Source organism: Corallococcus sp. AB011P (assembly GCF_003611605.1).
Lineage (GTDB): Bacteria > Myxococcota > Myxococcia > Myxococcales > Myxococcaceae > Corallococcus > Corallococcus coralloides.
In genome coordinates this window covers 52507-73316 of sequence record NZ_RAVX01000018.1, presented here as the reverse complement: position 1 = coordinate 73316, position 20810 = coordinate 52507, and the positions used below count along the sequence as shown (strand labels likewise).

The window sequence follows — 20810 nt, the reverse complement described above, 5'->3', positions numbered from 1 at the left end:
CCTCACCGCCCCACGGCGACCGGCGACAGCCGGCCGATGGGGCGAATCTGCAGGTCCCCGTCCAGCTCGCCGTAGGTGAGCACCGCCACATCCGGGAAAGAGCCCTCGCACAGCTTGCGCAGCGGACGGCGGATGTCCGGGGCCGCGAGCACCACCGCCCGGCCCCCGTTGGCGATAACCCGCACCCCCTCCAGGATCTCCATGATGCGCTCCGGCTCCGGCGAGAGCCCCCGGGGACCGCTGGCGCGCAGCACCTCCTCCACCTCAGGGTCCACGAGGTACGCGTAAAGCGGGCCGGTGGGCGCGAACTGGTGGCTCAGGTAGCGGTGCAGGGCCTGACGGCAGCGCTCGGCCAGGGCCGTGGCGTCGCCTTCGGTGGTGGGCGCCACGAGCGCCTCCAGGATGGCGCGCAGGTCTCGGATGCTCACCTGCTCCTGCACGAGCCGCCGCAGCACGTCCACCAGCAGCGGCAGTGGCACCTTCTGCAACGCCTCCTTCACCAGCACGGGCGACTGGGCCTCCAGCCCCTCCAGCAGGCCCTGCACCTCCTGGAGTCCCAGCAGCGCGGCGGCGCGCAGGCGCAGCACGGCCCGCAGGTGGTCCGCGATGAGCTCCGAGGGCTTGCGCACCGGCACCTGGGCCAGATCCAGCCGGGAGCGGGCCCCCTCCCCCACGCGGCTGATGGGCCGCCCGCTGGCGGGCTCCACCGACGCTTCCGCCTGGACCTCCAGGAAGGCCAGCTCGCTGGGAGGAACGAGCGCGTACAGGGCGCCGGGCTGCACCACGCCGCCACCGGCGGGCACTTCGTCCAGGAGGATGCGGTACTCGCCCGGGCCCAGGTAGGCGGCGTGGGTCCGCACCCGGATGCCGGGGATGCGCACGCCCAGCTCGAAGAACAGCTCGTCGCGCACGGCGTTCAGCACGGTGTGCACGAAGGCGCCTCCGTCTGCCTCCGCGAGCGGCGTCAGCTGCGCGGACAGGTCCAGCGTGAGCGGCGTCACCCCGACCGGCGCCTTCGCGCTCTCCGGCGGCTTGCCAGCGGCTCCAGCGGGCACCGCGGCCTCCGAGGAGGCGCCATCCTTCGACGGTGACTTCTCCGGCGCCTGCCCCTTGCGCCGCAGCGCATACCCGAGCCCGCCGAGGCCCGCCGCCAGCGCGAGGAAGGTCAGGTGCGGCATGCCCGGCATCAAGGCCAGCGCGACGCACAGGCCCGCGACGGTGAGCAGCGTGCGGAAGTCGCCGAAGAACTGGGAGCCGATCTCCGCCCCGAGCGAGTCCTCTTCCTTCTCCGACGCCACCCGAGTGACGACGAGGCCCGCGGCCACCGCGATGCACAGTGAGGGCACCTGGGACACGAGCCCGTCGCCGATGGCGATGAGCGCGAAGGTGGCGGCTGCCTCGGAGAAGGACTGGCCGTTCTGCAACACGCCGATGAGGGTGCCGCCCAGCAGGTTCACCGCGACGATGACGAGGCCCGCGACGACGTCCCCCTTCACGAACTTCATCGCGCCGTCCATGGCGCCGAACATCTGGGACTCACGCTCCAGGTCGCGCCGCCTGCGCCGGGCCTGGGTCTGGTCGATGGCGCCCGCGCGCAGGTCCGCATCGATGGACATCTGCTTGCCGGGCATGGCGTCCAGCGTGAAGCGGGCGGACACCTCCGCCACCCGCTCGGCGCCCTTGGTCACCACCAGCAACTGCACCAGCGTGAGGATGGCGAACACCACCGCGCCCACCACGTAGTCGCCTCGCACCACGAACTCGCCGAAGGCCTGGATGACCTCGCCCGCGTGGCCCTCGGAGAGCGCCAGCCGCGTGGACGACACGTTGAGCGACAGCCGGAACAGCGTGGTGAAGAGCAGCAACGTGGGGAACGACGTCACCCGCAGCGCGTCCTTCGCGTTCAGCGCGGCGACCAGCAGCGCCACCGCCGCGGCCAGGTTCACCGCGAGCCCCATGTCGAGGAGCCACGCAGGCAGCGGGATGATGAGCGCCCCCAGCACCGCCGCCATCGCCACCGCGAGCACGACGTCCGAGGACTGACGGGCCTTCAGCAAGACCTTCAGGAATGGGGGCATCACGTCTGTCTCCGTGGACGGTCGTCCGGCTCGCGAAGCTCCATCGCGGTCCGCAACACGACGGCCGCCGCCTGGTACAGCTCCTCGGGGATGGACTCCCCGACGTCGAAGTGGATGAGGCTGCGGGCCAGAGGCACGTCCCGGACCACGGGGATGCCCTGCCGGCGCGCCTCCTCCTTGAGCGCGAGCGCGTCCTGTTCGCGGCCCTTGGCCACGAGGTAGGGCGCGTCGCATTCGCCCGCGTCGTAGCGGAGCGCGACCGCGATGTGCGTGGGGTTGACGATCACGGCGGTGGCCTTTTGCACTCCACGTGCCGGACCGCCCTGCGCCAGTTGGCGATGCAGGGCCCGCCGTTGTCCCTTGTGACGCGGGTCGCCCTCGCTCTCCTTGTGCTCCCGCTTGACCTCTTCGCGGGTCATCATCAGTTCGCGCCGGTGACTGCGACGGGCGAGCGCGTAGTCCACGGCACCGCACCCCAGCACCACCCACGCCAGTCGCGTCACCAGCGCCGCCAGCCGACCGAGCAGGAACTCCATTCCCCGGGTTCCATCGAGCCACGCGGTTCGCAAGGCATCCGGGCCGACCGCCTCCACCTCGTTCCAGACGATGAGGCCCAGCAGTGCAGCCACGAGCAGCGCCTTGCCCAGCTCGAGCAGCGGCCGGACGCTGAAGAGACGCTTGAGGCCCGCGGCGGGGTTGATGCGCTCGAGCTTCGGCGCGGCATGGCGAGCGTCCAATTCGAAGCCCACGGTGGCCACGGAGACCGCCAGCGAGGCCACGAGCGCACCACCCAAGGCAGGGCCGCACAATCGCGCGGCGACCCAGGCCCCCTCCTCCCATGCGCCAGCGGCGGCCTGTTCCAGCATCAACCGCGCGGTCCAGTCCCGCAGCCGGGCAAAGCCGTCTGGCGCGAACGCGATGAAGCCCAGCAGCCCGCCCAGCGTCGTCGCGCTGGAGGTCAACATCCGGCTGCGCGGAAGCTGGCCCTTGCGCCGGGCCTCTCGCATCCGTTTCGCGGTGGGCTGCTCCGTCTTCTCGCCGCTCATCGGGAGACCTCGCCCAGCAGCGCCAGCGCTCCCTCCGTCGAGGCCACGCCCGCGAGCAGCCGCTCACACAGCAGGCCCACGCCCAGCCACAGCAGCGCGCCGCCTCCGAGGATGCGTAGCGGAGCCCCCAGCTCCTGGAGGTTCACCTGGGCCGCGGCCCTCGAGGCCATGCCCAGGAAGCAGTCCACCGCTAGTGATGCAGCCGCCACCGGGGCGCCCACCGCGAGTCCCGTGGCCATGGCGCCGCCCACCATCACCACCACGTGCAGGGCCGAGGCCTCCGTGGGTACGAAGGCCCCCAGTTGAACCACTCCGAAGCCGCGCAGCAGGGCGGAGAGCACCACGGGGAACAGCGCGCCCGACACCACCCTCGCCACCAGCAGGTGGTACAGCGCGTCTCCCGTGGCCGACTCACGGCTGCCCGCCTGCGGCAGACTCGCCTCCGCGGAGGTTCCGCGGAACAGGTCGATGAACCGGCCGCCCATCCTCGCCGCGTCGAAGGGCAGCGCGGCCACGAGCCCCACGGAGACACCGTAGGCCAGCTCACGCACCACGAGCGCCGCCATCACCACCGGCGTCTCCACCGTGCCGCGGAACTCCACGCCCGCCTCGACGTGAAGGAAGAGCGAGAGCGCGAGCACCAGGCCCAGCCGGACCGTCGTCGGCGCGGCCTGCCCCCCCAGCAAGGGACAGAGGAACGCGATGGGCACGAGCCTCGCCGCGCACAGCGCCACCGCGACCACGTGCGGTGCCAGGGCGAGGAGCTGTTCGCCCAACGCTTCTGGGTTCACAGCGCCACGTCCGCGATGAGCATGAGGAGTTGCTGGGTGAAGCGCGTGAGCTGTCCGGCGATCCACGGCCCCGCGAGCACCAGGGACAGCACCGCCGCGCACAGCTTGGGCACCACCGACAGCGTGCTCTCCTGCAACTGGGTCGTTGCCTGGAAGAGGCTCATCAGGAAGCCCACCAGCAGGCTCGCGCCAATGGGCGGCAGCGAGGCGAGCACCATCAACAGCAGGGCCTCACGCCCCAGGGTGAGCAGGACGTCCTGACTCATGGTGTCACCGGTAGCCGAGGATGAGTCCCCGCGCGAGCAGGGCCCAGCCATCCACGGCGACGAAGAGGAGGATCTTGAAGGGCAGGCTCACCTGGCCCGGCGACAACGTCTGCATGCCCAACGCGAGCAGCACATTGGCAATGACCATGTCGAGCACCAGGAAGGGCAGGAAGACGATGAAGCCAATCTGGAAGGCCTCCTTCAGCTCGGTGATGACGAAGGCCGGGATGACGACGAACAGGTCCGTCTCCTGCACCTGCTCGGATTCCTCCGGAGGACGCAGCTCGCGGGCCAGGTCCACGAAGCGGGCCCGCTCCTCCGGACCTCCGTGCTTCATGAGGAAGGCGCGCAAGGGCTCCGTCACCTGCTTCGCGGCGGAGAGGACCTGCGCTCCGGAATGCACCTCGTCGTACGCCGCCTGTCCCGCGTCGTACATGCGCTCCATCACCGGCGCCATGATGTGCCCCGTCAGCACCACCGCGAGCCCCGTGAGCACCAGCGTCGGCGGTGCCTGCTGCGTGCCCATCGCCGAGCGGGCCAGGGAGAGCACCACGGCGATCTTCGAGAAGCTCGTCAGCATCAGCACCGCGAACGGCAGCAGCGACAAGAGCGCGAGCATCCCCATCATCGCCAGCGGACTGCCGGCATAGGAGGCCTGCGCCAGGGACTGCTCCGCTGCGAACGCGCTCGCGGGCAGGAACACGCCGCATCCCAATCCGAGGGCCTTCATTCCCCACCCCGCTTCCGGAGCGCTCCACACGCCGTCTTCGTCTGTCGCGCGCGCGGGAAGAGCACCGTCGGCTCCAGCTCCAGGTCGAACCTGGGTTTCATCGTCGGCTTGGGCGTGCCGCCGGGCAGGACCGCCATGGCGCGGGTCTCATGGATCTCCGCGAAGGTGTCGCCGTAGGCCACGAGGTACCGCTGTCCATCCGCCTCCACGAGCGCGAGGCCACAGCGCTGTGAAAGCCCCGTCCGAGAGACGATGCTCAGGGGCTCCGGAGCGGCCGCATCGGCACTCCCGGCCATGCCTCCCTTGCGGAGCACCACCCAGCCCAGCCCGGCCAGCGCCATCGCGCCGATCAACAGGCGCGAGGAACCTACCAACGACAGTCCCCCCAGGGGAGCGAGCGTCGCCAGCCCCACGAGGAGGGCCGACGCGAACAGCAGCCTGCCGCGTGGCGAGAACGAGGACAGCAGCGTGTTCACGGGTGCGCTCACGGCAGCAACGCCAGGATGCGGGCGCCCACTTCGCCTTCGATCTCCACCAACTCCGCACGCGCGACCACGCGGTCGCCCACGCGCAGCAGCACCGGGCTGCTCGCGTTCACGTGCAGGGGCAGCAACGTGCCCGGCTTCAGCGCCGCCAGTTCCGCCAGGGGCAACATCAACCGCGTCAGCTCGATCTCCACATCCACCGGGAGCGGCGGCATCGCCTCGCTCCGCTTGTTCGTCGCCACCATGTCCGACTCCTGTTGGGCCGCGCGCGAGTGCACGCTCCCTGTCGAAAAACCTTCCGCGAGAAACTCACCCCGGAGCGCGAAGCCCCGGGTGATCAGCTGTCCCTGTCCCTCCACCCGGCCGCCCCGGAGACGCACGCCATCGAAGAGCACGACGTCTCCCGCGGACAGCGCATCCACCGCCGAGGCCTGCAATGGACTGCGCCCCATGAGGCAGCGCGCGGGGACCGACGCCGCCAGCACCTGGGGCGCCACCGCGCCTCCTGGCTCCATGGGCAGCTCCTGGAAAGCGGTCTGCACGGCACGGGAGGGCAGGAGCACCCGGCCGCCCACCGTCGCTCCCTCCACCGTTGCCGTCAGCAACACCGCCACATAGGGCTGTCTCGGGTCGACTCGCGTCAGCACGTCACCGCGCCGCATCGACACCGCGGACAAACGAGGCCCCAGCCTTCGCACCCATTCGCCTTGCCCGCGCATCGCGGCCAGGGCGGACAGCAGCAGGTACACCAGCGTGGACTCTTCCAACCGGGTCAGCTCCGCCACGGGAGCCGACCGCACTCCCGTCCCCGCCAGCCTCGCCAGCGCCGCGAAGACCAGGGGCACCTCCAGCTCCACGATGGCGGTGCCCCCCACCGCCGACAGCTCCACCAGCGCGAACACCATTCCCATCGCCAGCTCGCGCTCTGGCTGGACCGCCGCCGGCACCAGGTGCCCCTCCACGTGGACCGCCGCGCCCAGGTCCCGCGACAGTGCCGCGCCCACGTCGCGCAGGAGCTCCGCGCCCCAACGTCCCACCTGGGGCCGCTGCCCCAGCACCAGGTGGGCTCGCGTCAACCGCCGCGCTCCCGGGCGGAACGGACGCGTGGGCTTCTTCGCGACGCTGGGGGACCTGACTGGATTCGTTTGCATCCGGAGCTCCGGGACGGCGATGGGACACACGTCCCCTGTGCACGGCCATGGCCAGGGGGCCGGCTCGTGGAATCAGGGTGTTGGCAGGAGCGGAGGTCCGTCTTCGGGATGGCCCTCCACGCCCGAGGACGCTCAGCGCAGGGCTTCGCGGATGCGCCGCTCCGCCAGGGCGGTCAGGGCTGGTGCGGCATCCGCTCGCGATTCGATCCCTTCCCACTGGGGAAACCGGCTTCGGTGGTACGGCGGAAGGCCTCGAAAGGCTTCCTGGCGGAGGGCTTCGGGAGCTGTCTCCAGGAAGAGGGCCAGCCGGTTCGAGCCGTCCGCCCGCTCGCCGAACTCCACCGCCACCTTGGCCTGGCGCTGGGCGGAGGGCATGGCGGCGAAGCGCTCCAGGTGGCGCAGCGCCCTGCCCGCTTCGGCGTCCACCAGTCCCCCCAGCAGCTCCGCGGCGCGCTCCCGCGCCAGGACGCAGACGACCAGCGCGATGCGTTCCAGGGGCAGGGACAACGCGGGCAGCGTGACCTCCGCCACCGGGACCCGCGGTGCTTCCTTCCTCGCGGACAGGAGCTTCCGGGCCTTGCGTAGCACCCGTCCCACGCGTGTGACGTCCATGGCGTGCTCAGGCCAGCTTGCGCGTGGAGCCCGGGGTCACCACCGGCCGCGCGGGCGTGGGCGGGGCAGGCGGCGCCACGGGGGGCTGGGGCTGCTCCGACAGGGCCCGGTAGTGCCTCCAGCGCAGCGTCACCCAGACGAGCGCTCCGGACAGGCCCGTCACCAGCACGCCCAGCAAGGCGAGCACCACGCGCAGCCGCAGTGGGACGGGGCCTCCCTTCGGGGACGGCGCCACGTGCGTCGTCACCTCGTCCACCAGCAGCGATACCGCCTCCGGTGACAGCCCCTCCACGCCTCCCGCGATGAGCTCACGCAGCGTGTCCGCTGACTTGCGTACGCGCGTCGCACCGCCGGGTGCTGTTCGCAGCATGGCCGACGCCTTCGAGGGCGCGGGAGCCTGTCCTGGCCTCGGCGGCGGTGGGACCACCAGGTGCACACGCGCCAGCAGCACGCCGTCCACCGTCTGGAGCGTCTTCTCCAGCTCCCGCTCCATCCCCCGGACGCGGCAGACCTGCTCCTCCAGCGGCGAGCGCACGAGCCCGCTTCCGCCAAACACGTCACAGCCCGTCTCCGCCGCGAGCCGGGGCAGCCCCAGCTCCGCCAGGATGCGCACCGCGTCCGAGGACTGCGCGTCCGTCACCTCGATGGCCCAGGTGGGTTTCTTGCCCTGCTCGGGCACCTTGCGCGCGTCGAGCCCCCGCTCGACGAGCACCGTCTGCAGCTCATTGGCCTGACGCTCGTCGAGGCCGTGCTGGATGCGCTCCCGGCACGCCGAAGCGCCCAGGAGCAGGAGGAAACAGAGACTACGAAGGGGAGCGAAACGCATGGAAGGAAGGACTCCTCACACCTGGGTCTGGAGGACCTGCTTGACGCCGCCGGTGGCCTTCTCGACGACCTTGCCGGCGAGATCGAGCTCCTGACTGGCGCGGTAGACGTGGGCCTGGAGCGCGAGCAACTCCGAGGGACTGAACGAGCGGCCGGACTCGGCGAGCTTCAGGATGTGGTCCAGCCGCTGCTGCGCCTGCCCCACCCGGTCCAACATCTCCACCGCTTGCTGGCTGCGCGCGGCCTGGGCCGAATCCACGCGGGCCCCCGGCTTCACCTCCGCGCAGCCCGCCTTCGCCCGCTCCACGCCGTCCGCCCGCGACGTGCCAGCGGGGGCCTCGATGGGCGTGCGCACCGGCTTCGGCGGCCCCTCCGTCGTCACCGGCACGGGGCGTGACTGGGGCGTACGCACGCCCTCCAGCACCTTGCCGAACGTCTCCCTGCCGGACTCCACCGCGGGCGAAGGGCCCGCGCCGCCCACGGCTCCCAACTTGTCGATGGCCATCTCGAACGCGCCTCAGCGGATGTTGTTGATGGCGGCCTTCGCCGAGTCGTGGCGGACCTTCATGATGTTGGAGATGGCGTTGTGCTCGCGGCTCTCCTTCTGCATCTCGTTCTGGAGAGCCACATAGGCCATGTTGAACTTCTGGCCGTCCGAGGCCATCAGCTTCTGCGCCTCCAGCAGGTCCCACGCGTCCCCCTGCCCCGTCGCCGCGCTCCCCGTCGAAGCCGTTGGCCCCGGCGTGCTCGCGCGCGCCGACGTCGCGGAGGCGCCTCCCGTCGCCGACACCGACGACACCGCTTCAGCCGGCACCGCCGCGGACACCGTGCCGCTCAGCGTGGACACCACCGCGCTGGAGATGGGGCCTGACGGCAACATGCCGCCCACGAGCCCCGCGCCCGTACGCACCACCTCGCGCGCCGCTCGCGCCAGCGTGGGGCCGAACTCCGTCTTCGGTGTCTGGCGCGCGATGGACGGGGCGATGCTCAACGACGGGATGCGACGGTCTTCCAAGGGGTGCCTCCGGCAGGGATTCGCCAGGGCTGCCATCCACCATCCGTGCCAGGGGCCAAACCCTTGAAACGACAGGAGCGCGCTCCGTCACCCCAGCGCCAGGCGTCTCCGCGGCGCGCGCGCCAGGTCCACGGCGCGGGACGGCGGACGAAAACCCGAAAACTTGCCACCGCGCCAACCTGCTTCACAGTTGTCGCGTCCTGTCGCACCCGAAGGTGAGCCCCCGATGCTGAACCCCTCCAATGGTCCCCGTCCGAACGAGCGCGAGCGCTACCACCCGCGCGTCGAAGCCCGGCTCCAGGTGAAGGTGCTCCTGTCGGGCCGCACCGTGACAGCGCAGGCGCGCGACATCTCCATGAATGGCCTGTTCCTCCAGGCCCACCCGGCCGACTCGCAGCGGGCGCTCACCATCGCCCTGCCGCTGCCGGGCGACCGGGAGCTCGTCACCATGTGCACCATCCGCCGCCGCGAAGTGGACGGCGTCGCGCTGGAGTTCGGCGAGCTGGACTGGGACGACCTCATCGCCCTGGCCCGCTTCCTCCACCCTCACCTGCCGTAAGGGCCTTCCGGAGGAGCGTCAGTCCGCGGCCGAGCGGGCCGTGCGCAGCCGCTCCACCAGGTCCATCAGCTCCGCGCCGCGGAAGGGCTTGTGGATGTAGCCATCCGCGCCCGCCTGCGTCGCGCTCGCCACGTCCGCCTTCTTCGCCTTCGCGGTGAGCATGTAGAGCGGCACCTTCGCCGTGGCCGGGTCGCTCTTCAGGATGCGGCACACGGAGACGCCGTCCAGCTGCGGCAGCACCACGTCCATCAGGATGAGGTGGAAGTCGCGGTCGCGGGCCAGCTTCAGGCCTTCGATGCCATTGGCCGCGCAGACCACGTCCACCGCGCCGTCGCTCAACATGGAGCGCACCAGCTCGCGAATGACGGGCTCGTCCTCGACGAGCAGGATGTGGAAGGGCGCTTGCGCGTTGCCAGCCATGATTCCTCGGGGCCCCTCGTAGGCCATTGCCCTGGCGACGTCCAGCGAAGCGACACCTCCCGGTAGCCCCTCTGTACGAAAGCGGTCCCCCGTCGGTTTTCCGCGCGGATGGGGTCGCTCCGGCCCCGCCTAGATTTCGGCGACGCCGTCGCGCTCGGCCCAGCCCTCCAGGCCGTTGGGCAGGCGGATGCGGACGTACTTCCCCGTCTCCTCCAGGAGCTGCACCTTCAGGCCGGCGTGCACCTCGAAGAGGGAGCGCCCTTCCGAGCGAGGCAGCTCCCTCGCCACCAGCGTGGGCGCCAGCACCACGGCCTCATGCACGTTCTGGTGCACCCAGATGTGCGCGCCCAGGAGCAGCGCCGCCGGCACCGCCGCCGTGAGGCAGAGGCCCGCCACCACCGCCACCGCCGTGCTCCGCATCGCGGGGAAGGCGCGCCGGAAGAGCAGCAGCGCGAAGCCCACCAGCCACGCGACGAAGAAGACCCAGGCCACCGCCGCGCCGTCCGTCGCGGCGGCCAGCCGGGGGAGGAAGGCCTCGTCCGCGGCGGCGCCCACGACCTTGTCCACCTGCCGCGCCCGCGCCAGGGCCAGGTTGGCCTCCAGGTCCTCGGCGCGTCCGCCCTGCTTCCGGGCCTGCTCCAACGACAGCACCGCGCGGCCCAGGTCGCCCCGGGCCAGGTGCGTGGTGCCCAGGTTGTAGAGCACGTCCGGTCCGCCGAAGCCGTGGGCGATGAGCTTCTCGTACTGGGCCTGCGCGGTGGCGTAGTCCTCGCGGCCATACGCGTCGTTGGCCTGCTGGAAGACGGCCTCCGCTTCCTCGGCGGTGTAGTAGCCCTGCGTCGCCGCGTCGCTCATCACGCCCAGCCTTCCATCACCGCCGCCGCGGTCGCCAGCACCTTGCGCCGCTCCCCCGGCTCCACCCCACCGCCGTAGCGGCCCAGGTCGCACGCCTCCAGCACGAAGAGCACACGCGCGCGCCGCTCCGCGTCCACGCCCGCCGCCGCCAGCTTCTCCCCGAGCGCCTCACGCGTCAGCCCGCCCACGGGGAAGCCCAGCTGGGCCTCCAGGAAGCCGACCACCGCCCGCTCCACCTCCACGTAGAACGCACCCGCGTCCGAGCCCGCCTTGAGCTTCTCCGCCTCCGCCAGCCGCTTGCGCGCGGCCTTCGCCTGCTGACGGCCCCTGCCCGCCTCGGAGCGCGTGGCCAGCCGTCCGCGCATGCCGCCCATGAACGCCACGCCCGCCAGCAGGCCCAGCGGCGCCAGTACGCCCGCGACGAAGAAGGGCCGCGCCCACACGGGCTGCGACGGCCCCACGAAGTGGGCCCGGGCGCGCACCGGACGCAGGCCTCCGGTGGAGAGCACGTTCTTCTGCTCGTTGGCCGCGTCCGCCATCTGCGAGGGCGTCATCGACGACGGCAGCGAGGACACGCCGCCCGCGCCCGCCTCCACGGTGAGGGTCACGGGGTCCGTGCGCGCCGTCTCGTACTGGCGCCGCGACGGGTCGAAGTACGGGAAGCGCAGCTCCGGCAGCGTGAAGGTGCCCGTGCGCTGCGGCATCACCAGGTACTCCACCACGCGGCGGCCCTGGATGCGGTTGCGGTTGGGCGTGAGCCGGTCCGTCGTCGTGGGCTCATAGATTTTCAGCGCGGACGGGCCGGTGAGCTTCGGCGGGGTGACGTTCTTCACGTTGCCCTGCCCCTCCAGGATGACCTTCACCGTGATGGGCTGACCCAGCTCCACGCGCGTCTGCGACACGTCCAGCGACATGCGCCACGAGCCCACGTTCGCGTTGGACATGTTCGGCGGCGCGCCGTTCGGCAGCGGCCGCACCTTCACCTTCAGGCCGTTGGACACGCGGTGCACGCGGTGGCCCGCGAAGAGGAAGCCCGTGGTGATGTCCGCCTCCGCCGGGGTGATCAGCAGCGTGCCGGACTTCACCGGGAACAGCGCGCGGCGGCGCAGCAGGTAGGCGCGGTATGGGATGCCGTCCACCACCTTCTGCTCGCCCGTGAGCTGCGTGGGGCTCTCCACCTCTTCGGTCCAGAAGCCCTCCAGCTTGGGCATCGTCACCGCGTCCACGCTGGACAGGTCCACGCGCGAGTAGATGTAGAGCGACAGCGTGGCCTGCTCGCCCACGTAGAGCTCGTCGCGGTCCAGGCTCGCGCGCAGGAACAGGTCCGAGTCCCCACGCGGAATCACCGGCTCGTCGTCCCGCAGGTCCGAGTCGTCCCCGAACGGATCCGGCATGTTGCGGAAGTTGCGGAACGGATCCGGCAACTGCGGCCGGCCACCCTGCTGCGCCTGGGGGGCGTTGCCCACGCGGCCTTCGCGCACGGTCAACTGCACGGCGTCCGTGCGGTACGTGCGGCCGCCCGCGGTGAGCGTGGCGGGCGGAAGGGTGAGCTTGCCCGCGCGCAGCGGACGCATCAGCAGCTCGTGTCGGGTGATGTCCTGGATGACGGCGGGGCCGCCGCCGGACAACGAGATGGAGCGCTGGCTGCCGCGCGACGAGGAGAGCACCTCGAAGTCGTTGGACTCGGGCAGGCGCAGCTGGGCGTTGGACGGTGCGTCCACCATCACCACGGTGAGCTTGAAGGTGTCGTCGGTGCCCACCTCGGTGCGGTCCACCGTCTGGTAGAACTCGATGTCCGCCGCCCACGCCGGCGCCGTGGCCAGGAGGGCGAGCACGGCGAGCAGCGCCGTGCGCCCGCTACCAGTCCTTCTCATTGGGCTTCCTCTGCTTCTTCTTCTGCTGGAAACGCCAGAGCTGGAGATTCTTCTCGTTCTGCTTCATCGCATCCAGCAGGCGCTCGGCCTCCTGCCGGTCGACGTCGCCCGGCGAACTTCCGCCGTCGCGCGGGTTGGATTCCGTCTCCTCCTCGCCCTCGCTGCCGCCGTCCGCGCCACCATCGCGCGAGTCCCCTTCGCCCTCGTCCTGGCCTCCGTCGCCCTGGCCTCCATCCCCGCCACCGTCGCTGGGACCGCCATCGCCGCCGCCGTCCTGCCCCCCATCCGAGCCACCGTCGCCAGGACCGGCATCGCCGCCGCCTCCGTCCGCGCCGCCGTCCTGACCGCCATCCTGCCCACCGCCGTCCTGGCCTCCGTCGGCCCCACCGTCCGCGCCACCATCCGGACCGCCGTCCTGGCCTCCGTCCTGCGGCGTGCCGCCGTCACCCTTCTGGCCGCCGTCCTCGCCCGCGTCCGGACGTCCGCCGTCGTTGCCACCGTCCTGGCCTCCGTCGGTGCCGCCATCCGGGCCGTTCTGGGGCGGAGGCAGGTCGCGCAGCACCACCTCGTAGTTGTGCCGGGCCTGCGGATCCGTGGGATCCAACGTGAGCGCCTTGCGGTAGGACTTGAGCGCCTCCGTACGGTCGCCCGCCGTGGCCGCGAGGTTGCCCAGGTTGTACCAACTCTTCTGCGACAGGTCGGGCTGACGCGACGACTCCGCCACCTGCTTGAAGGCCTCGCGCGCTTCCGCGGAACGGCCCAGCTTCGCCAGCGCGTCCGCGCGGTTGAACTCCACCGTCGGATCATTGGGCCGCTCCTTCTTCGCGGCCTCGAAGTCCCGGAGCGCGTCCTCGTAGCGTCCAGCCGCGTAGGCCTCGCGCCCGCGCTGCACCAACGGGTGGTCCTTCTCCAGCGGCCCCACCGCCCATGCGGGCCCCGGCAGCGCCAGCAGCCCCGCCAGGCCCACCGCCATCGCGCGCGCCGCGCGCCGCCGCATCGGTTGCGTGCTCATGCGGCCCTCCGGCGCGAAGGGATGAGCGCCATGCCCAGCACCAGCAGCACCAGGCCGGGGACGGCGAACCACTGGAAGCGCTCGTCGTAGCGGACCGTCACGCGGCTCTCCAGCTCGCTCTTCTGCAACTGGTCGATGCGATCCACCACCTGTCCCATCGCCACGCCATTGGGCTGGTAGAAGAAGGCGCCGCCCGTGGCGTCCGCGATGGCCGTGAGGCCCGCGCGGTCCAGGCGCGTGATGACCGTGTCGCCGTTGGAGTCCTTCTTGTAGTCCACGAACTCGCCGCGCCTGTCATAGACGGGGATGGGCTCACCGGAGTCCGAACCCACGCCCACCGCGAGCACCTGGACGCGCGCGTCCTTGAGCGCCTCCGTGGCCTCGCGCACGTCGCCCGTGAGGTCCTCGCCGTCCGACAGCAGCACCACCACGCGCTCCTTGGAGCCCCGGTCCGCGTTGTCCAGCACCTGCTTGGCCAGCCGCAGCGCCGCGCCCACGTTCGTGCCGCCCTGGGGCATCGCGTCCGGATCCACCGCGCGCAGGAACAGCTTCACCGCCGAGTAGTCCGACGTGAGCGGCGACTGCACGAACGCATCACCCGCGAACACCACCAGGCCCGCGCGGTCGCCCTTCAGCTCGTCCAGCAGCGTGTTGAGCTCCAGCCGCGCGCGGTCCAGCCGGCTGGGCTGCACGTCCCTGGCGAGCATGGACTTGGACGCATCCAGCGCCACCACCACGTCGATGCCCCGGCGCTTCGTCAATTCGCTCTTCGTGCCGCACTGGGGCTGCGCGAGCGCGAGCCCGAACAGCATCAGCCCCAGCCCGTACAGGCCGCCCTGCACCGCCGGCCGCCACACGGACACGCCGGGCGCGAGCGCCGTCACGTGGCGCTCCGCGATGAGCGCCGACAGCCGCGTCCTGCGGCCCAGCGCCTTGAGCAGCGCGAGCAGCCCCAACAGCAGGCCCACCAGCAGCAGCCCCAGGTACAGCGGCTGCGCCAGGCCCACCTGGTAGCCCAGGAGCGTGAAGCGCCAGGCGTCCAGCGTGGGCATCATGGGAACACCCGCAGGACGGTGGCGCGCAGCAGCAGCTCCAGCGCGGCGAGCCCGAAGGCCACCAGCAGGAACGGGTGGAAGTTCTCCTTGTACGTGGCGCTGGCGCCGCCCTCCATCAGCTTCGAGCGCTCCAGCGAGTCCAGCACCTTCTGCAGCCCCCGCTTGAGGCCCTCCGGGTCGGTGGCGCGGTAGTACTCGCCGCCGGTGCGGTCCGCGATGTCCTGCATCAGCTCCGGGTTGATGGGGATCTCCGTCTCGCGCCAGACGGTGTTGCCGAACAGGTCCGTGCCCTGCGGGAAGGGCACCTTGCCGCCCTTGCCCACCAGGATGGTGTAGATGGGGATGTGGAGCGACGCGGCCATGTTCGCCGCGTCCAAAGGCGAAATCTTGCCGGCGTTGTTGTCGCCGTCGGTGATCAGCACCACCACGCGGCTCTTCGCGTCGGAGTCGCGCAGGCGGTTGAGCGACGTGGCGATGGCGTCACCAATGGCCGTGCCGTCCTCCAGCACGCGGGTGCGCAGCTGCTTGAGCACCTCCTTGAGCACGCCGTAGTCCAGCGTCAGCGGGGACTGCGTGTACGCGGCGCCAGAGAACACCACCAGGCCCAGGCGGTCGTTCACGCGGCCGGAGATGAACTCGGTCAGGACCTCCTTCGCCACGTTGAGGCGGTTCTGCGGACGGAAGTCACCGGCCTCCATGGACGTGGACAGGTCCAGCGCCACCACGATGTCGATGCCCTCCACCGACAGGTCGCGCACGCGCGAGTCGCGCGACTGCGGCCGGGCGATGGCCACCACCGCCGCCACCAGTGCCGCCACGCGCAGGATGGGCAAGAGCGGCAGCAGGTACGTGCGGAAGCCCCGGCCGCCCTTCGCGAAGACGTGCGCGGCGGAGAAGCGCAGCGTGGCGCGGCGCTTGCGTTCCCAGAACGCGAGCGCCAGCAGCAGCGGCGCCAACAGCAGGGCCCAGAGCGCCTCCGGGTTATTGAACGCGAGGTCCGGGGGCAGCATCGGGCTTGGGGGGAGCGGGAGGAACGTACGTTTTGGCGAGCAGGTCGTAGCCGAAGGCCAGCGCCTGATTGCAGGACTCGGGGGAAGCGTCGGCGCGGGCGTACTTCACCATGTCCGACTCGGAGACGAAGCGCATCAGCGCGTCCTCTGGCAGGCCCGGCGTGGGCAGCTTGCGCAGGGACGCCATCAGTTCGGACGACGTGCACTCCAGGGCCTCGAAGCCGTAGCGCTCGCCCAGGTAGCCGCGCACGATTTCGGAGAGGCGGAAGTAGAAGTCCTTCACGTGGCCGCGGCCGGGCAGGTCCTCGCGCTTGAGCGCGTCCAGGGACTGGCGCACGCGCACGTCCAGCGGCAGCACGGGAACGACCTTCTCGCGCTTCGGCCGGCGCTGCCACCAGCGCACCAGCGCCCAGACCGCGACGGCCACCGCCAGCGCCACCGCCAGCGCGTAGAGCAGCGTCCAGGAACGGATGGGCACTTCCTGCGGAGGCTGGTAGTCGAAGAGCTCCGCGCCCTGCCCCTGTGCGTCCGGCGGCAGCGTGGAGGTCACCTCCACCGTCTTGCCCTTGAGCACGAAGCGGCGCGGCCCCTCCGGAGTCGCCACGTCGAAGGCGAGGTCCGGCAGCTGCACGTCGCCCAGCTCGAAGGCGGAGAAGCGCAGGCCGAACGTCGTGGTCGCGTCGTTCGCGTTGTCCTGGCGCTGGCGCGTCTGCTGGAGCAGCTCCACCGCGCTCTCACCCGTGGGCGCCACCAGCTCGTAGCGCTGGTCCTTCGGGTGCGTGAGCGTCACCTGGTAGGTGAAGGGCTCGCCGATGTGCACCGTCTCCGGCTCCACCCGCGCGGACGCACCCGTGGGCGCCACCGTCTCCAGGGCGACGGGGGCCTTGGGCGCGCCAGGAGCTGAGGCCGGGGCCTGGGCCCAGGCGGACGGCGCGCTGACGAAGAGGACGGCCGCGAGGACGAGCGCGTGTCTCATGCCGCCATCCTCCGGGCCCGCGCGCGGAAGAAGCTCGCCAGCGCCTTGCCGTGATCATCCCCGGCGCGCAGCTCCACGTGGTCCAGCTCCAGCTTCTTGAACAGCTTGCGGCGCTCGTCGCGCTGGGCCTGCATGGCGCGCATGAACCTGCCGCGCACGACGGTGGAGCTGGTGTCCACCACGAAGCGCTCGCCCGTCTCCGGGTCCTCCATCTCCACCAGGCCGTGGGCGGGGAAGCGCTGCTCCAGCGGATCCTCGATGACCACCGGCACCAGGTCGTGGCGGCGGCCCACCAGGCGCAGCGGCTTTTCGTAGCCCGTGGCCATGAAGTCCGACACGAGGAACGTCACGGCCTTCCGCTTGGACACCTGCGTCAGGTACGTGAGCCCCGCGGACAGGTCCGTGCCGTGGCCCTTGGGCTTGAAGGTGAGGATGTCGCTCACCAGCCTGAGCACGTGCATGCGGCCCTTGCGCGGCGGGACGACCTTCTCCACCCGGTCCGAGAAGAGGATGAGCCCCACGCGGTCGTTGTTCGCGATGGCGCTGAAGGCAATCTGCGCGGCCACCTCCGCGGCGACCTCCGCCTTGGTGCGGTCCTTGGAGCCGAACTCGTTGGAGGCGGACACGTCCACCAGGAGCATCACCGTGAGCTCGCGCTCCTCGGTGAAGACCTTGATGTAGGCCTCGTTCATGCGCGCGGTGACGTTCCAGTCGATGAAGCGGATCTCGTCGCCGGGCTGGTACTGGCGCACCTCGGAGAAGGCCATGCCGCGGCCCTTGAACACCGAGTGGTACTGGCCGGCCAGCATGTCGGAGACCACCTTGCGGGTGCGGATCTCCAGCTTGCGGATGCGGCGGATGAGGTCCTTGGGCAGCACGGGCGCGCTCTTACCGGGGCCTTGTCAGGGGACTTCCACGCGGTCGAAGACGCGCTGGATGATCTTCTCCTGGGTGAGCTCCTCGGCCTCCGCCTCGTAGGTCATCGCGATGCGGTGGCGGAGCACGTCGAAGGCAATGGCCTTCACGTCCTCCGGGGTGACGAAGCCGCGGTGGCGCAGGAACGCGTGCGCGCGGGCCGCCTGCGCGAGCGCGATGGTGGCGCGCGGCGAGGCCCCGAACTGGATGTAGTCCGCCAGGTCCTTGAGGCCGTAGCGCGCGGGCTCACGCGTGGCGAACACCACGTTGAGGATGTACTCCTTCACCTTCTCGTCCATGTAGATGGCGTGGACGAGCTCGCGAGCGCGCACCAGGTGCTCCAGCGCGATGACCCGCTGGACCTTGGGCGACGAGCCACCGGACATCCGGTCCATGATGATCTTCTCCTCATCACGGGTCGGGTAGCCCACCTTCACCTTGAGCATGAAGCGGTCCACCTGCGCTTCGGGGAGGGGGTACGTGCCCTCCTGCTCGATGGGGTTCATCGTGGCCAGCACGAGGAACGGCGAAGGCAGGCCGAAGGTCTGGTCGCCGATGGTGACCTGGCGCTCGGCCATGGCCTCCAGGAGGGCGGACTGGACCTTGGCGGGGGCGCGGTTGATTTCGTCCGCGAGGACGATGTTCGCGAAGATGGGCCCCTTGCGGACGGTGAACGCGGCCGTCTGCTGGTTGTAGATCATCGTGCCGACGAGGTCGGCCGGCAGCAGGTCGGGCGTGAACTGCACGCGCATGAAGGTGGCGCTGAGCGAGTCCGCCACGGTGCGCACGGTCAGCGTCTTGGCGAGTCCGGGCACGCCCTCCAGGAGGACGTGGCCGTTGCACAAGAGGCCGATGAGGATGCGTTCGAGCATGTACCGCTGCCCGACGATGACCTTGCCGGTCTCCTGGTTGAGGACCTCGACGAAGCTGCTTTCCTGCTGCACGCGTTCGGTGAGCGCGCGAATGTCGGTGTTCATGTCCCCTCTGTCGGCCTGGGCGGCGGGCAGCCTAGGGTTCCCGGGCGTCCGGCTCAACACCGCTGTACGCCGGACATTCCGTCAAGCCGCCCTGTCCCGTAAAGGGTCATCCTCCCATGTCCCGCCCGCCCCCGCCCCGCCGCTCTCCCCTCCCCCCTCGCTGGGACGCCGCCGGCCGCCCCGGCGCCCCGGGCGCCACGCCTCCCGTGGGCCCGGTGGAGACGGGGCTCCTGGCCCAGCTGGCCCCGGCCGTGGTGCCCCAGGTGCACTGGCTGCCCGGGGGGGGCGCTGTGCGGATCCTCGAAGGGGGCCCCCCCGAGGGCGCCCGCTCCACGGTCGTCTTCCTCCATGGACGTGGGAACGCGGCGACCCACTGGTTCCCGTACCTGACGGCGCTGGCCCGGCATCACCGGGTGCTGGCCCTGGACCTGCCCGGTTTCGGTCAGTCCACCCCGGCCGACATGCACGTGAGGTCCGCGGAGGACGCGGTGCGCTTCTTCACTGCGCCGGTGGAGGAGGCGCTGGGGATGGTGGCGCCGGGGCCGGTGTCGGTGGTCGGCCACTCGCTGGGCGGACTGGTGGCGCTGGAGCTCGCGCTGCGCGGCGCGGTGCCGGTGGAGCGGCTGGTGCTGGTGGACGCGATGGGGCTGGGTCCGGAGATGCCGCGCGCCTCGCGCCTGTTCTTCCGAGCGGGGCCCGAGCGGCTGGCGCGCAACCTGGGCCCCTGGGCGATGGCGCGGATGCTGCCACCACCGCCCACGCCACTGGGAGAGAAGCTGGGGCAGCTGGGCTACGAGCTGTTGAGCGTGCCCGGCGGCAGGCCCGAAGCCGCGCAGGCCTTCAACGCGCTGGTGCCACTGACGGGGCCGCTGTTCCACCGCCGCGAGCGGCTGGGCGAGGTGAAGGTCCCCGTGCTGCTCATCTGGGGTGAGCGCGACGAGACGCTGCCCGTCTCGCTGGCCGACGAGGCCGCGCGCGGGCTTCCCCAGGCCCGGGTGGTGCGCGTGGCGTGCGGACACAGTCCGCAGTTGGAGCATCCCGAGCGCGTGCTCCCCGAGCTGAAGGCCTTCCTGGACGCGGAGCCCTCCAGTCCGTGAGCTGGCGCGGTGTCCCCGGCGTCACTTGAACCGGGTACAGTCCCCCGCCGTGCCGAAAGACTTCCTTGATCTGGAGGCGACGCCGGAGCGGCTGCACGCGCTGGCGGACGCCGGAATCCTGAGACCGAACGCGTACGGGCGCGCGCTGCACCTGGCGGTCGCCTCGCCGTCGCGGCCCGCGTGGCACGCGTTCCTGTCCACGACGTTGATGGCCCTGGGCTCGCTGCTGGTGCTGGCGGGCGTGGTGTACTTCTTCGCCTTCAACTGGGCGGAGCTGGGGCGCTTCTCGAAGATGGGCCTCATCTGCCTGGGCATGGCCGGAGCGGCGGTGGGCGCATGGCGGCTGGGCGACCGGCCCGCGGGCCAGTTCGCGCTGCTCGCCGCCGCGGTGCTGGTGGGCCCGCTGCTCGCCGTGTACGGACAGGCGTACCAGACGGGCGCGGATCCATACGAGCTGTTCATCGGCTGGGGCGTGCTCATCCTCCCGTGGGTGGCGCTGGCGCGCTTCACGCCGCTGTGGATGCTCCAGCTCGTGCTCGTCAACACGGGCGTCATCCTCTTCTGGGGCCAGCGCATGACGCGCTTCGGCTCCTACGAGGCGCGGCTCGCGCTGGTGTTGGGGCTGCTCAACGGGTTCGCCTGGGCGACGTACGAGCACTTCGCCAACCAGAAGGTCTCCTGGCTCCAGGGGCGGTGGATGCCCCGCGTGTTGTCCCTGATGACGCTGGCGCCGCTGGTGACCCTGGGCATCCTGTTCATCGTGAGCAGGCACGACCGCTCGCTCGAGTCCGGCGTGTCCCTGCTGCTGGTGGCGGGAGCGCTGGTCGCCATCTACGCCCTGCACCGGCACCTGCACGGCGAGCTGTTCCTGCTCACCGTGGGCGCGCTGAGCGTCATCACGCTCGTCACCACGGCGGTGGGCTACTTCCTCCTGGAGGTGACGCGCGCCGACGAGCTGACCCTCTTCATCCTGCCGCTGGTGCTCATTGGCGAGGTGAGCCTGGCGGTCTACTGGCTGCGCCACGAGTCGCAAGCCACGGGCGTTTCGGAGGAGACCTGAT

General features: G+C 71.2%; 23 protein-coding genes. 3 read left to right on the top strand and 20 right to left on the bottom strand.

The genetic code is table 11. The annotated features are described in order from the left end of the window. Positions 1-2 precede the first annotated feature (2 nt). The 11 genes from D7X30_RS32045 to D7X30_RS31995 all read right to left on the bottom strand — a co-directional run bounded on the left by D7X30_RS32045 (position 3) and on the right by D7X30_RS31995 (position 9035). On the bottom strand, positions 3-2078 hold the full coding sequence (locus D7X30_RS32045) for a flagellar biosynthesis protein FlhA (RefSeq protein WP_120566774.1): 2076 nt from the start codon (positions 2076-2078) through the stop codon (positions 3-5). Further along, positions 2078-3124: an EscU/YscU/HrcU family type III secretion system export apparatus switch protein gene (locus D7X30_RS32040; protein ID WP_120566773.1), complete on the bottom strand. Its 1047-nt coding sequence runs from the start codon at positions 3122-3124 to the stop codon at positions 2078-2080. The genes D7X30_RS32045 and D7X30_RS32040 overlap by 1 nt, the downstream gene beginning before the upstream one ends. Next, entirely contained in the window at positions 3121-3915 is a 795-nt protein-coding gene (locus D7X30_RS32035; protein ID WP_120566772.1) for an EscT/YscT/HrcT family type III secretion system export apparatus protein, read from the bottom strand. Before D7X30_RS32035 ends, D7X30_RS32040 begins: the two co-directional genes overlap by 4 nt. Then, positions 3912-4181, bottom strand: coding sequence for a flagellar biosynthetic protein FliQ (locus tag D7X30_RS32030; protein ID WP_120566771.1), 270 nt, complete (start codon positions 4179-4181; stop codon positions 3912-3914). Before D7X30_RS32030 ends, D7X30_RS32035 begins: the two co-directional genes overlap by 4 nt. Positions 4182-4185: 4 nt before the next feature. Further along, complete coding sequence (gene sctR, locus D7X30_RS32025) at positions 4186-4911, bottom strand: type III secretion system export apparatus subunit SctR (protein ID WP_120566770.1); 726 nt, start codon at positions 4909-4911, stop codon at positions 4186-4188. After that, the gene (locus tag D7X30_RS32020) at positions 4908-5399 is read right to left on the bottom strand and encodes a flagellar biosynthetic protein FliO (protein WP_120566769.1); all 492 of its coding nucleotides are present in this window, start codon (positions 5397-5399) and stop codon (positions 4908-4910) included. The genes sctR and D7X30_RS32020 overlap by 4 nt, the downstream gene beginning before the upstream one ends. Then, the gene (sctQ, locus tag D7X30_RS32015; RefSeq protein ID WP_233591906.1) at positions 5396-6547 is read right to left on the bottom strand and encodes a type III secretion system cytoplasmic ring protein SctQ; all 1152 of its coding nucleotides are present in this window, start codon (positions 6545-6547) and stop codon (positions 5396-5398) included. Before sctQ ends, D7X30_RS32020 begins: the two co-directional genes overlap by 4 nt. Positions 6548-6679: 132 nt before the next feature. Further along, the gene (locus D7X30_RS32010; RefSeq protein WP_120566768.1) at positions 6680-7159 is read right to left on the bottom strand and encodes a hypothetical protein; all 480 of its coding nucleotides are present in this window, start codon (positions 7157-7159) and stop codon (positions 6680-6682) included. A 7-nt stretch (positions 7160-7166) separates the two neighbouring features. Further along, positions 7167-7985, bottom strand: coding sequence for a flagellar M-ring protein FliF (locus D7X30_RS32005; RefSeq protein WP_120566767.1), 819 nt, complete (start codon positions 7983-7985; stop codon positions 7167-7169). Between the two features lie 15 nt (positions 7986-8000). Further along, positions 8001-8489: an ATP-dependent helicase HrpB gene (locus tag D7X30_RS32000; RefSeq protein WP_120566766.1), complete on the bottom strand. Its 489-nt coding sequence runs from the start codon at positions 8487-8489 to the stop codon at positions 8001-8003. A gap of 12 nt (positions 8490-8501) precedes the next feature. After that, positions 8502-9035, bottom strand: coding sequence for a hypothetical protein (locus D7X30_RS31995; protein WP_370039809.1), 534 nt, complete (start codon positions 9033-9035; stop codon positions 8502-8504). A gap of 190 nt (positions 9036-9225) precedes the next feature. Here D7X30_RS31995 and D7X30_RS31990 point away from each other — a divergent pair, with 190 nt between their 5' ends. Next, the gene (locus D7X30_RS31990; protein ID WP_120566764.1) at positions 9226-9558 is read left to right on the top strand and encodes a PilZ domain-containing protein; all 333 of its coding nucleotides are present in this window, start codon (positions 9226-9228) and stop codon (positions 9556-9558) included. Positions 9559-9576: 18 nt separating this feature from the next. On the opposite strand, the gene D7X30_RS31985 is transcribed toward D7X30_RS31990, so the two are convergent. From D7X30_RS31985 to D7X30_RS31945, 9 genes are all read right to left on the bottom strand, one after another. Beyond that, positions 9577-9978, bottom strand: coding sequence for a response regulator (locus tag D7X30_RS31985; RefSeq protein ID WP_120566860.1), 402 nt, complete (start codon positions 9976-9978; stop codon positions 9577-9579). A gap of 129 nt (positions 9979-10107) precedes the next feature. After that, complete coding sequence (locus D7X30_RS31980) at positions 10108-10833, bottom strand: SH3 domain-containing protein (RefSeq protein ID WP_120566763.1); 726 nt, start codon at positions 10831-10833, stop codon at positions 10108-10110. Then, on the bottom strand, positions 10833-12707 hold the full coding sequence (locus D7X30_RS31975; RefSeq protein WP_120566762.1) for a BatD family protein: 1875 nt from the start codon (positions 12705-12707) through the stop codon (positions 10833-10835). Before D7X30_RS31975 ends, D7X30_RS31980 begins: the two co-directional genes overlap by 1 nt. Next, positions 12691-13719 carry a tetratricopeptide repeat protein gene (locus tag D7X30_RS31970; protein ID WP_120566761.1) on the bottom strand — a complete coding sequence of 343 codons (1029 nt, stop codon included), beginning with the start codon at positions 13717-13719 and terminating at the stop codon, positions 12691-12693. Before D7X30_RS31970 ends, D7X30_RS31975 begins: the two co-directional genes overlap by 17 nt. Then, on the bottom strand, positions 13716-14771 hold the full coding sequence (locus tag D7X30_RS31965; protein ID WP_120566859.1) for a VWA domain-containing protein: 1056 nt from the start codon (positions 14769-14771) through the stop codon (positions 13716-13718). The genes D7X30_RS31970 and D7X30_RS31965 overlap by 4 nt, the downstream gene beginning before the upstream one ends. Continuing rightward, positions 14771-15781 carry a VWA domain-containing protein gene (locus tag D7X30_RS31960; protein ID WP_120566858.1) on the bottom strand — a complete coding sequence of 337 codons (1011 nt, stop codon included), beginning with the start codon at positions 15779-15781 and terminating at the stop codon, positions 14771-14773. The genes D7X30_RS31965 and D7X30_RS31960 overlap by 1 nt, the downstream gene beginning before the upstream one ends. After that, a complete protein-coding gene (locus D7X30_RS31955) occupies positions 15756-16760 on the bottom strand; it encodes a hypothetical protein (RefSeq protein WP_120566760.1) in 1005 nt (334 codons plus the stop codon). Before D7X30_RS31955 ends, D7X30_RS31960 begins: the two co-directional genes overlap by 26 nt. Continuing rightward, on the bottom strand, positions 16757-17638 hold the full coding sequence (locus D7X30_RS31950) for a DUF58 domain-containing protein (RefSeq protein ID WP_120566759.1): 882 nt from the start codon (positions 17636-17638) through the stop codon (positions 16757-16759). Before D7X30_RS31950 ends, D7X30_RS31955 begins: the two co-directional genes overlap by 4 nt. A 24-nt stretch (positions 17639-17662) precedes the next feature. Continuing rightward, positions 17663-18652, bottom strand: a complete 990-nt coding sequence (locus D7X30_RS31945) for a MoxR family ATPase (RefSeq protein WP_120566758.1) — start codon at positions 18650-18652, stop codon at positions 17663-17665. Between the two features lie 116 nt (positions 18653-18768). Here D7X30_RS31945 and D7X30_RS31940 point away from each other — a divergent pair, with 116 nt between their 5' ends. Next, positions 18769-19749 carry an alpha/beta fold hydrolase gene (locus D7X30_RS31940; protein ID WP_233591905.1) on the top strand — a complete coding sequence of 327 codons (981 nt, stop codon included), beginning with the start codon at positions 18769-18771 and terminating at the stop codon, positions 19747-19749. 49 nt (positions 19750-19798) lie between these two features. Continuing rightward, entirely contained in the window at positions 19799-20809 is a 1011-nt protein-coding gene (locus D7X30_RS31935) for a DUF2157 domain-containing protein (RefSeq protein WP_120566756.1), read from the top strand. The last annotated feature ends 1 nt before the right edge of the window (position 20810 follow it).

Coding starts and splice junctions, on each gene's coding strand:
- D7X30_RS31985 (WP_120566860.1), bottom strand. CDS start 9,978: ATGGCTGGCAACGCGCAAGCGCCCTTCCACATCCTGCTCGTCGAGGAC.
- D7X30_RS32000 (WP_120566766.1), bottom strand. CDS start 8,489: ATGGCCATCGACAAGTTGGGAGCCGTGGGCGGCGCGGGCCCTTCGCCC.
- D7X30_RS32030 (WP_120566771.1), bottom strand. CDS start 4,181: ATGAGTCAGGACGTCCTGCTCACCCTGGGGCGTGAGGCCCTGCTGTTG.
- D7X30_RS31975 (WP_120566762.1), bottom strand. CDS start 12,707: ATGAGAAGGACTGGTAGCGGGCGCACGGCGCTGCTCGCCGTGCTCGCC.
- D7X30_RS31970 (WP_120566761.1), bottom strand. CDS start 13,719: ATGAGCACGCAACCGATGCGGCGGCGCGCGGCGCGCGCGATGGCGGTG.
- D7X30_RS31940 (WP_233591905.1), top strand. CDS start 18,769: ATGTCCCGCCCGCCCCCGCCCCGCCGCTCTCCCCTCCCCCCTCGCTGG.
- D7X30_RS32005 (WP_120566767.1), bottom strand. CDS start 7,985: ATGCGTTTCGCTCCCCTTCGTAGTCTCTGTTTCCTCCTGCTCCTGGGC.
- D7X30_RS32045 (WP_120566774.1), bottom strand. CDS start 2,078: ATGCCCCCATTCCTGAAGGTCTTGCTGAAGGCCCGTCAGTCCTCGGAC.
- D7X30_RS32040 (WP_120566773.1), bottom strand. CDS start 3,124: ATGAGCGGCGAGAAGACGGAGCAGCCCACCGCGAAACGGATGCGAGAG.
- D7X30_RS31955 (WP_120566760.1), bottom strand. CDS start 16,760: ATGAGACACGCGCTCGTCCTCGCGGCCGTCCTCTTCGTCAGCGCGCCG.
- D7X30_RS31965 (WP_120566859.1), bottom strand. CDS start 14,771: ATGCCCACGCTGGACGCCTGGCGCTTCACGCTCCTGGGCTACCAGGTG.
- sctQ (WP_233591906.1), bottom strand. CDS start 6,547: ATGCAAACGAATCCAGTCAGGTCCCCCAGCGTCGCGAAGAAGCCCACG.
- D7X30_RS31980 (WP_120566763.1), bottom strand. CDS start 10,833: ATGAGCGACGCGGCGACGCAGGGCTACTACACCGCCGAGGAAGCGGAG.
- D7X30_RS31995 (WP_370039809.1), bottom strand. CDS start 9,035: ATGGCAGCCCTGGCGAATCCCTGCCGGAGGCACCCCTTGGAAGACCGT.
- sctR (WP_120566770.1), bottom strand. CDS start 4,911: ATGAAGGCCCTCGGATTGGGATGCGGCGTGTTCCTGCCCGCGAGCGCG.
- D7X30_RS31945 (WP_120566758.1), bottom strand. CDS start 18,652: ATGAACACCGACATTCGCGCGCTCACCGAACGCGTGCAGCAGGAAAGC.
- D7X30_RS32010 (WP_120566768.1), bottom strand. CDS start 7,159: ATGGACGTCACACGCGTGGGACGGGTGCTACGCAAGGCCCGGAAGCTC.
- D7X30_RS31990 (WP_120566764.1), top strand. CDS start 9,226: ATGCTGAACCCCTCCAATGGTCCCCGTCCGAACGAGCGCGAGCGCTAC.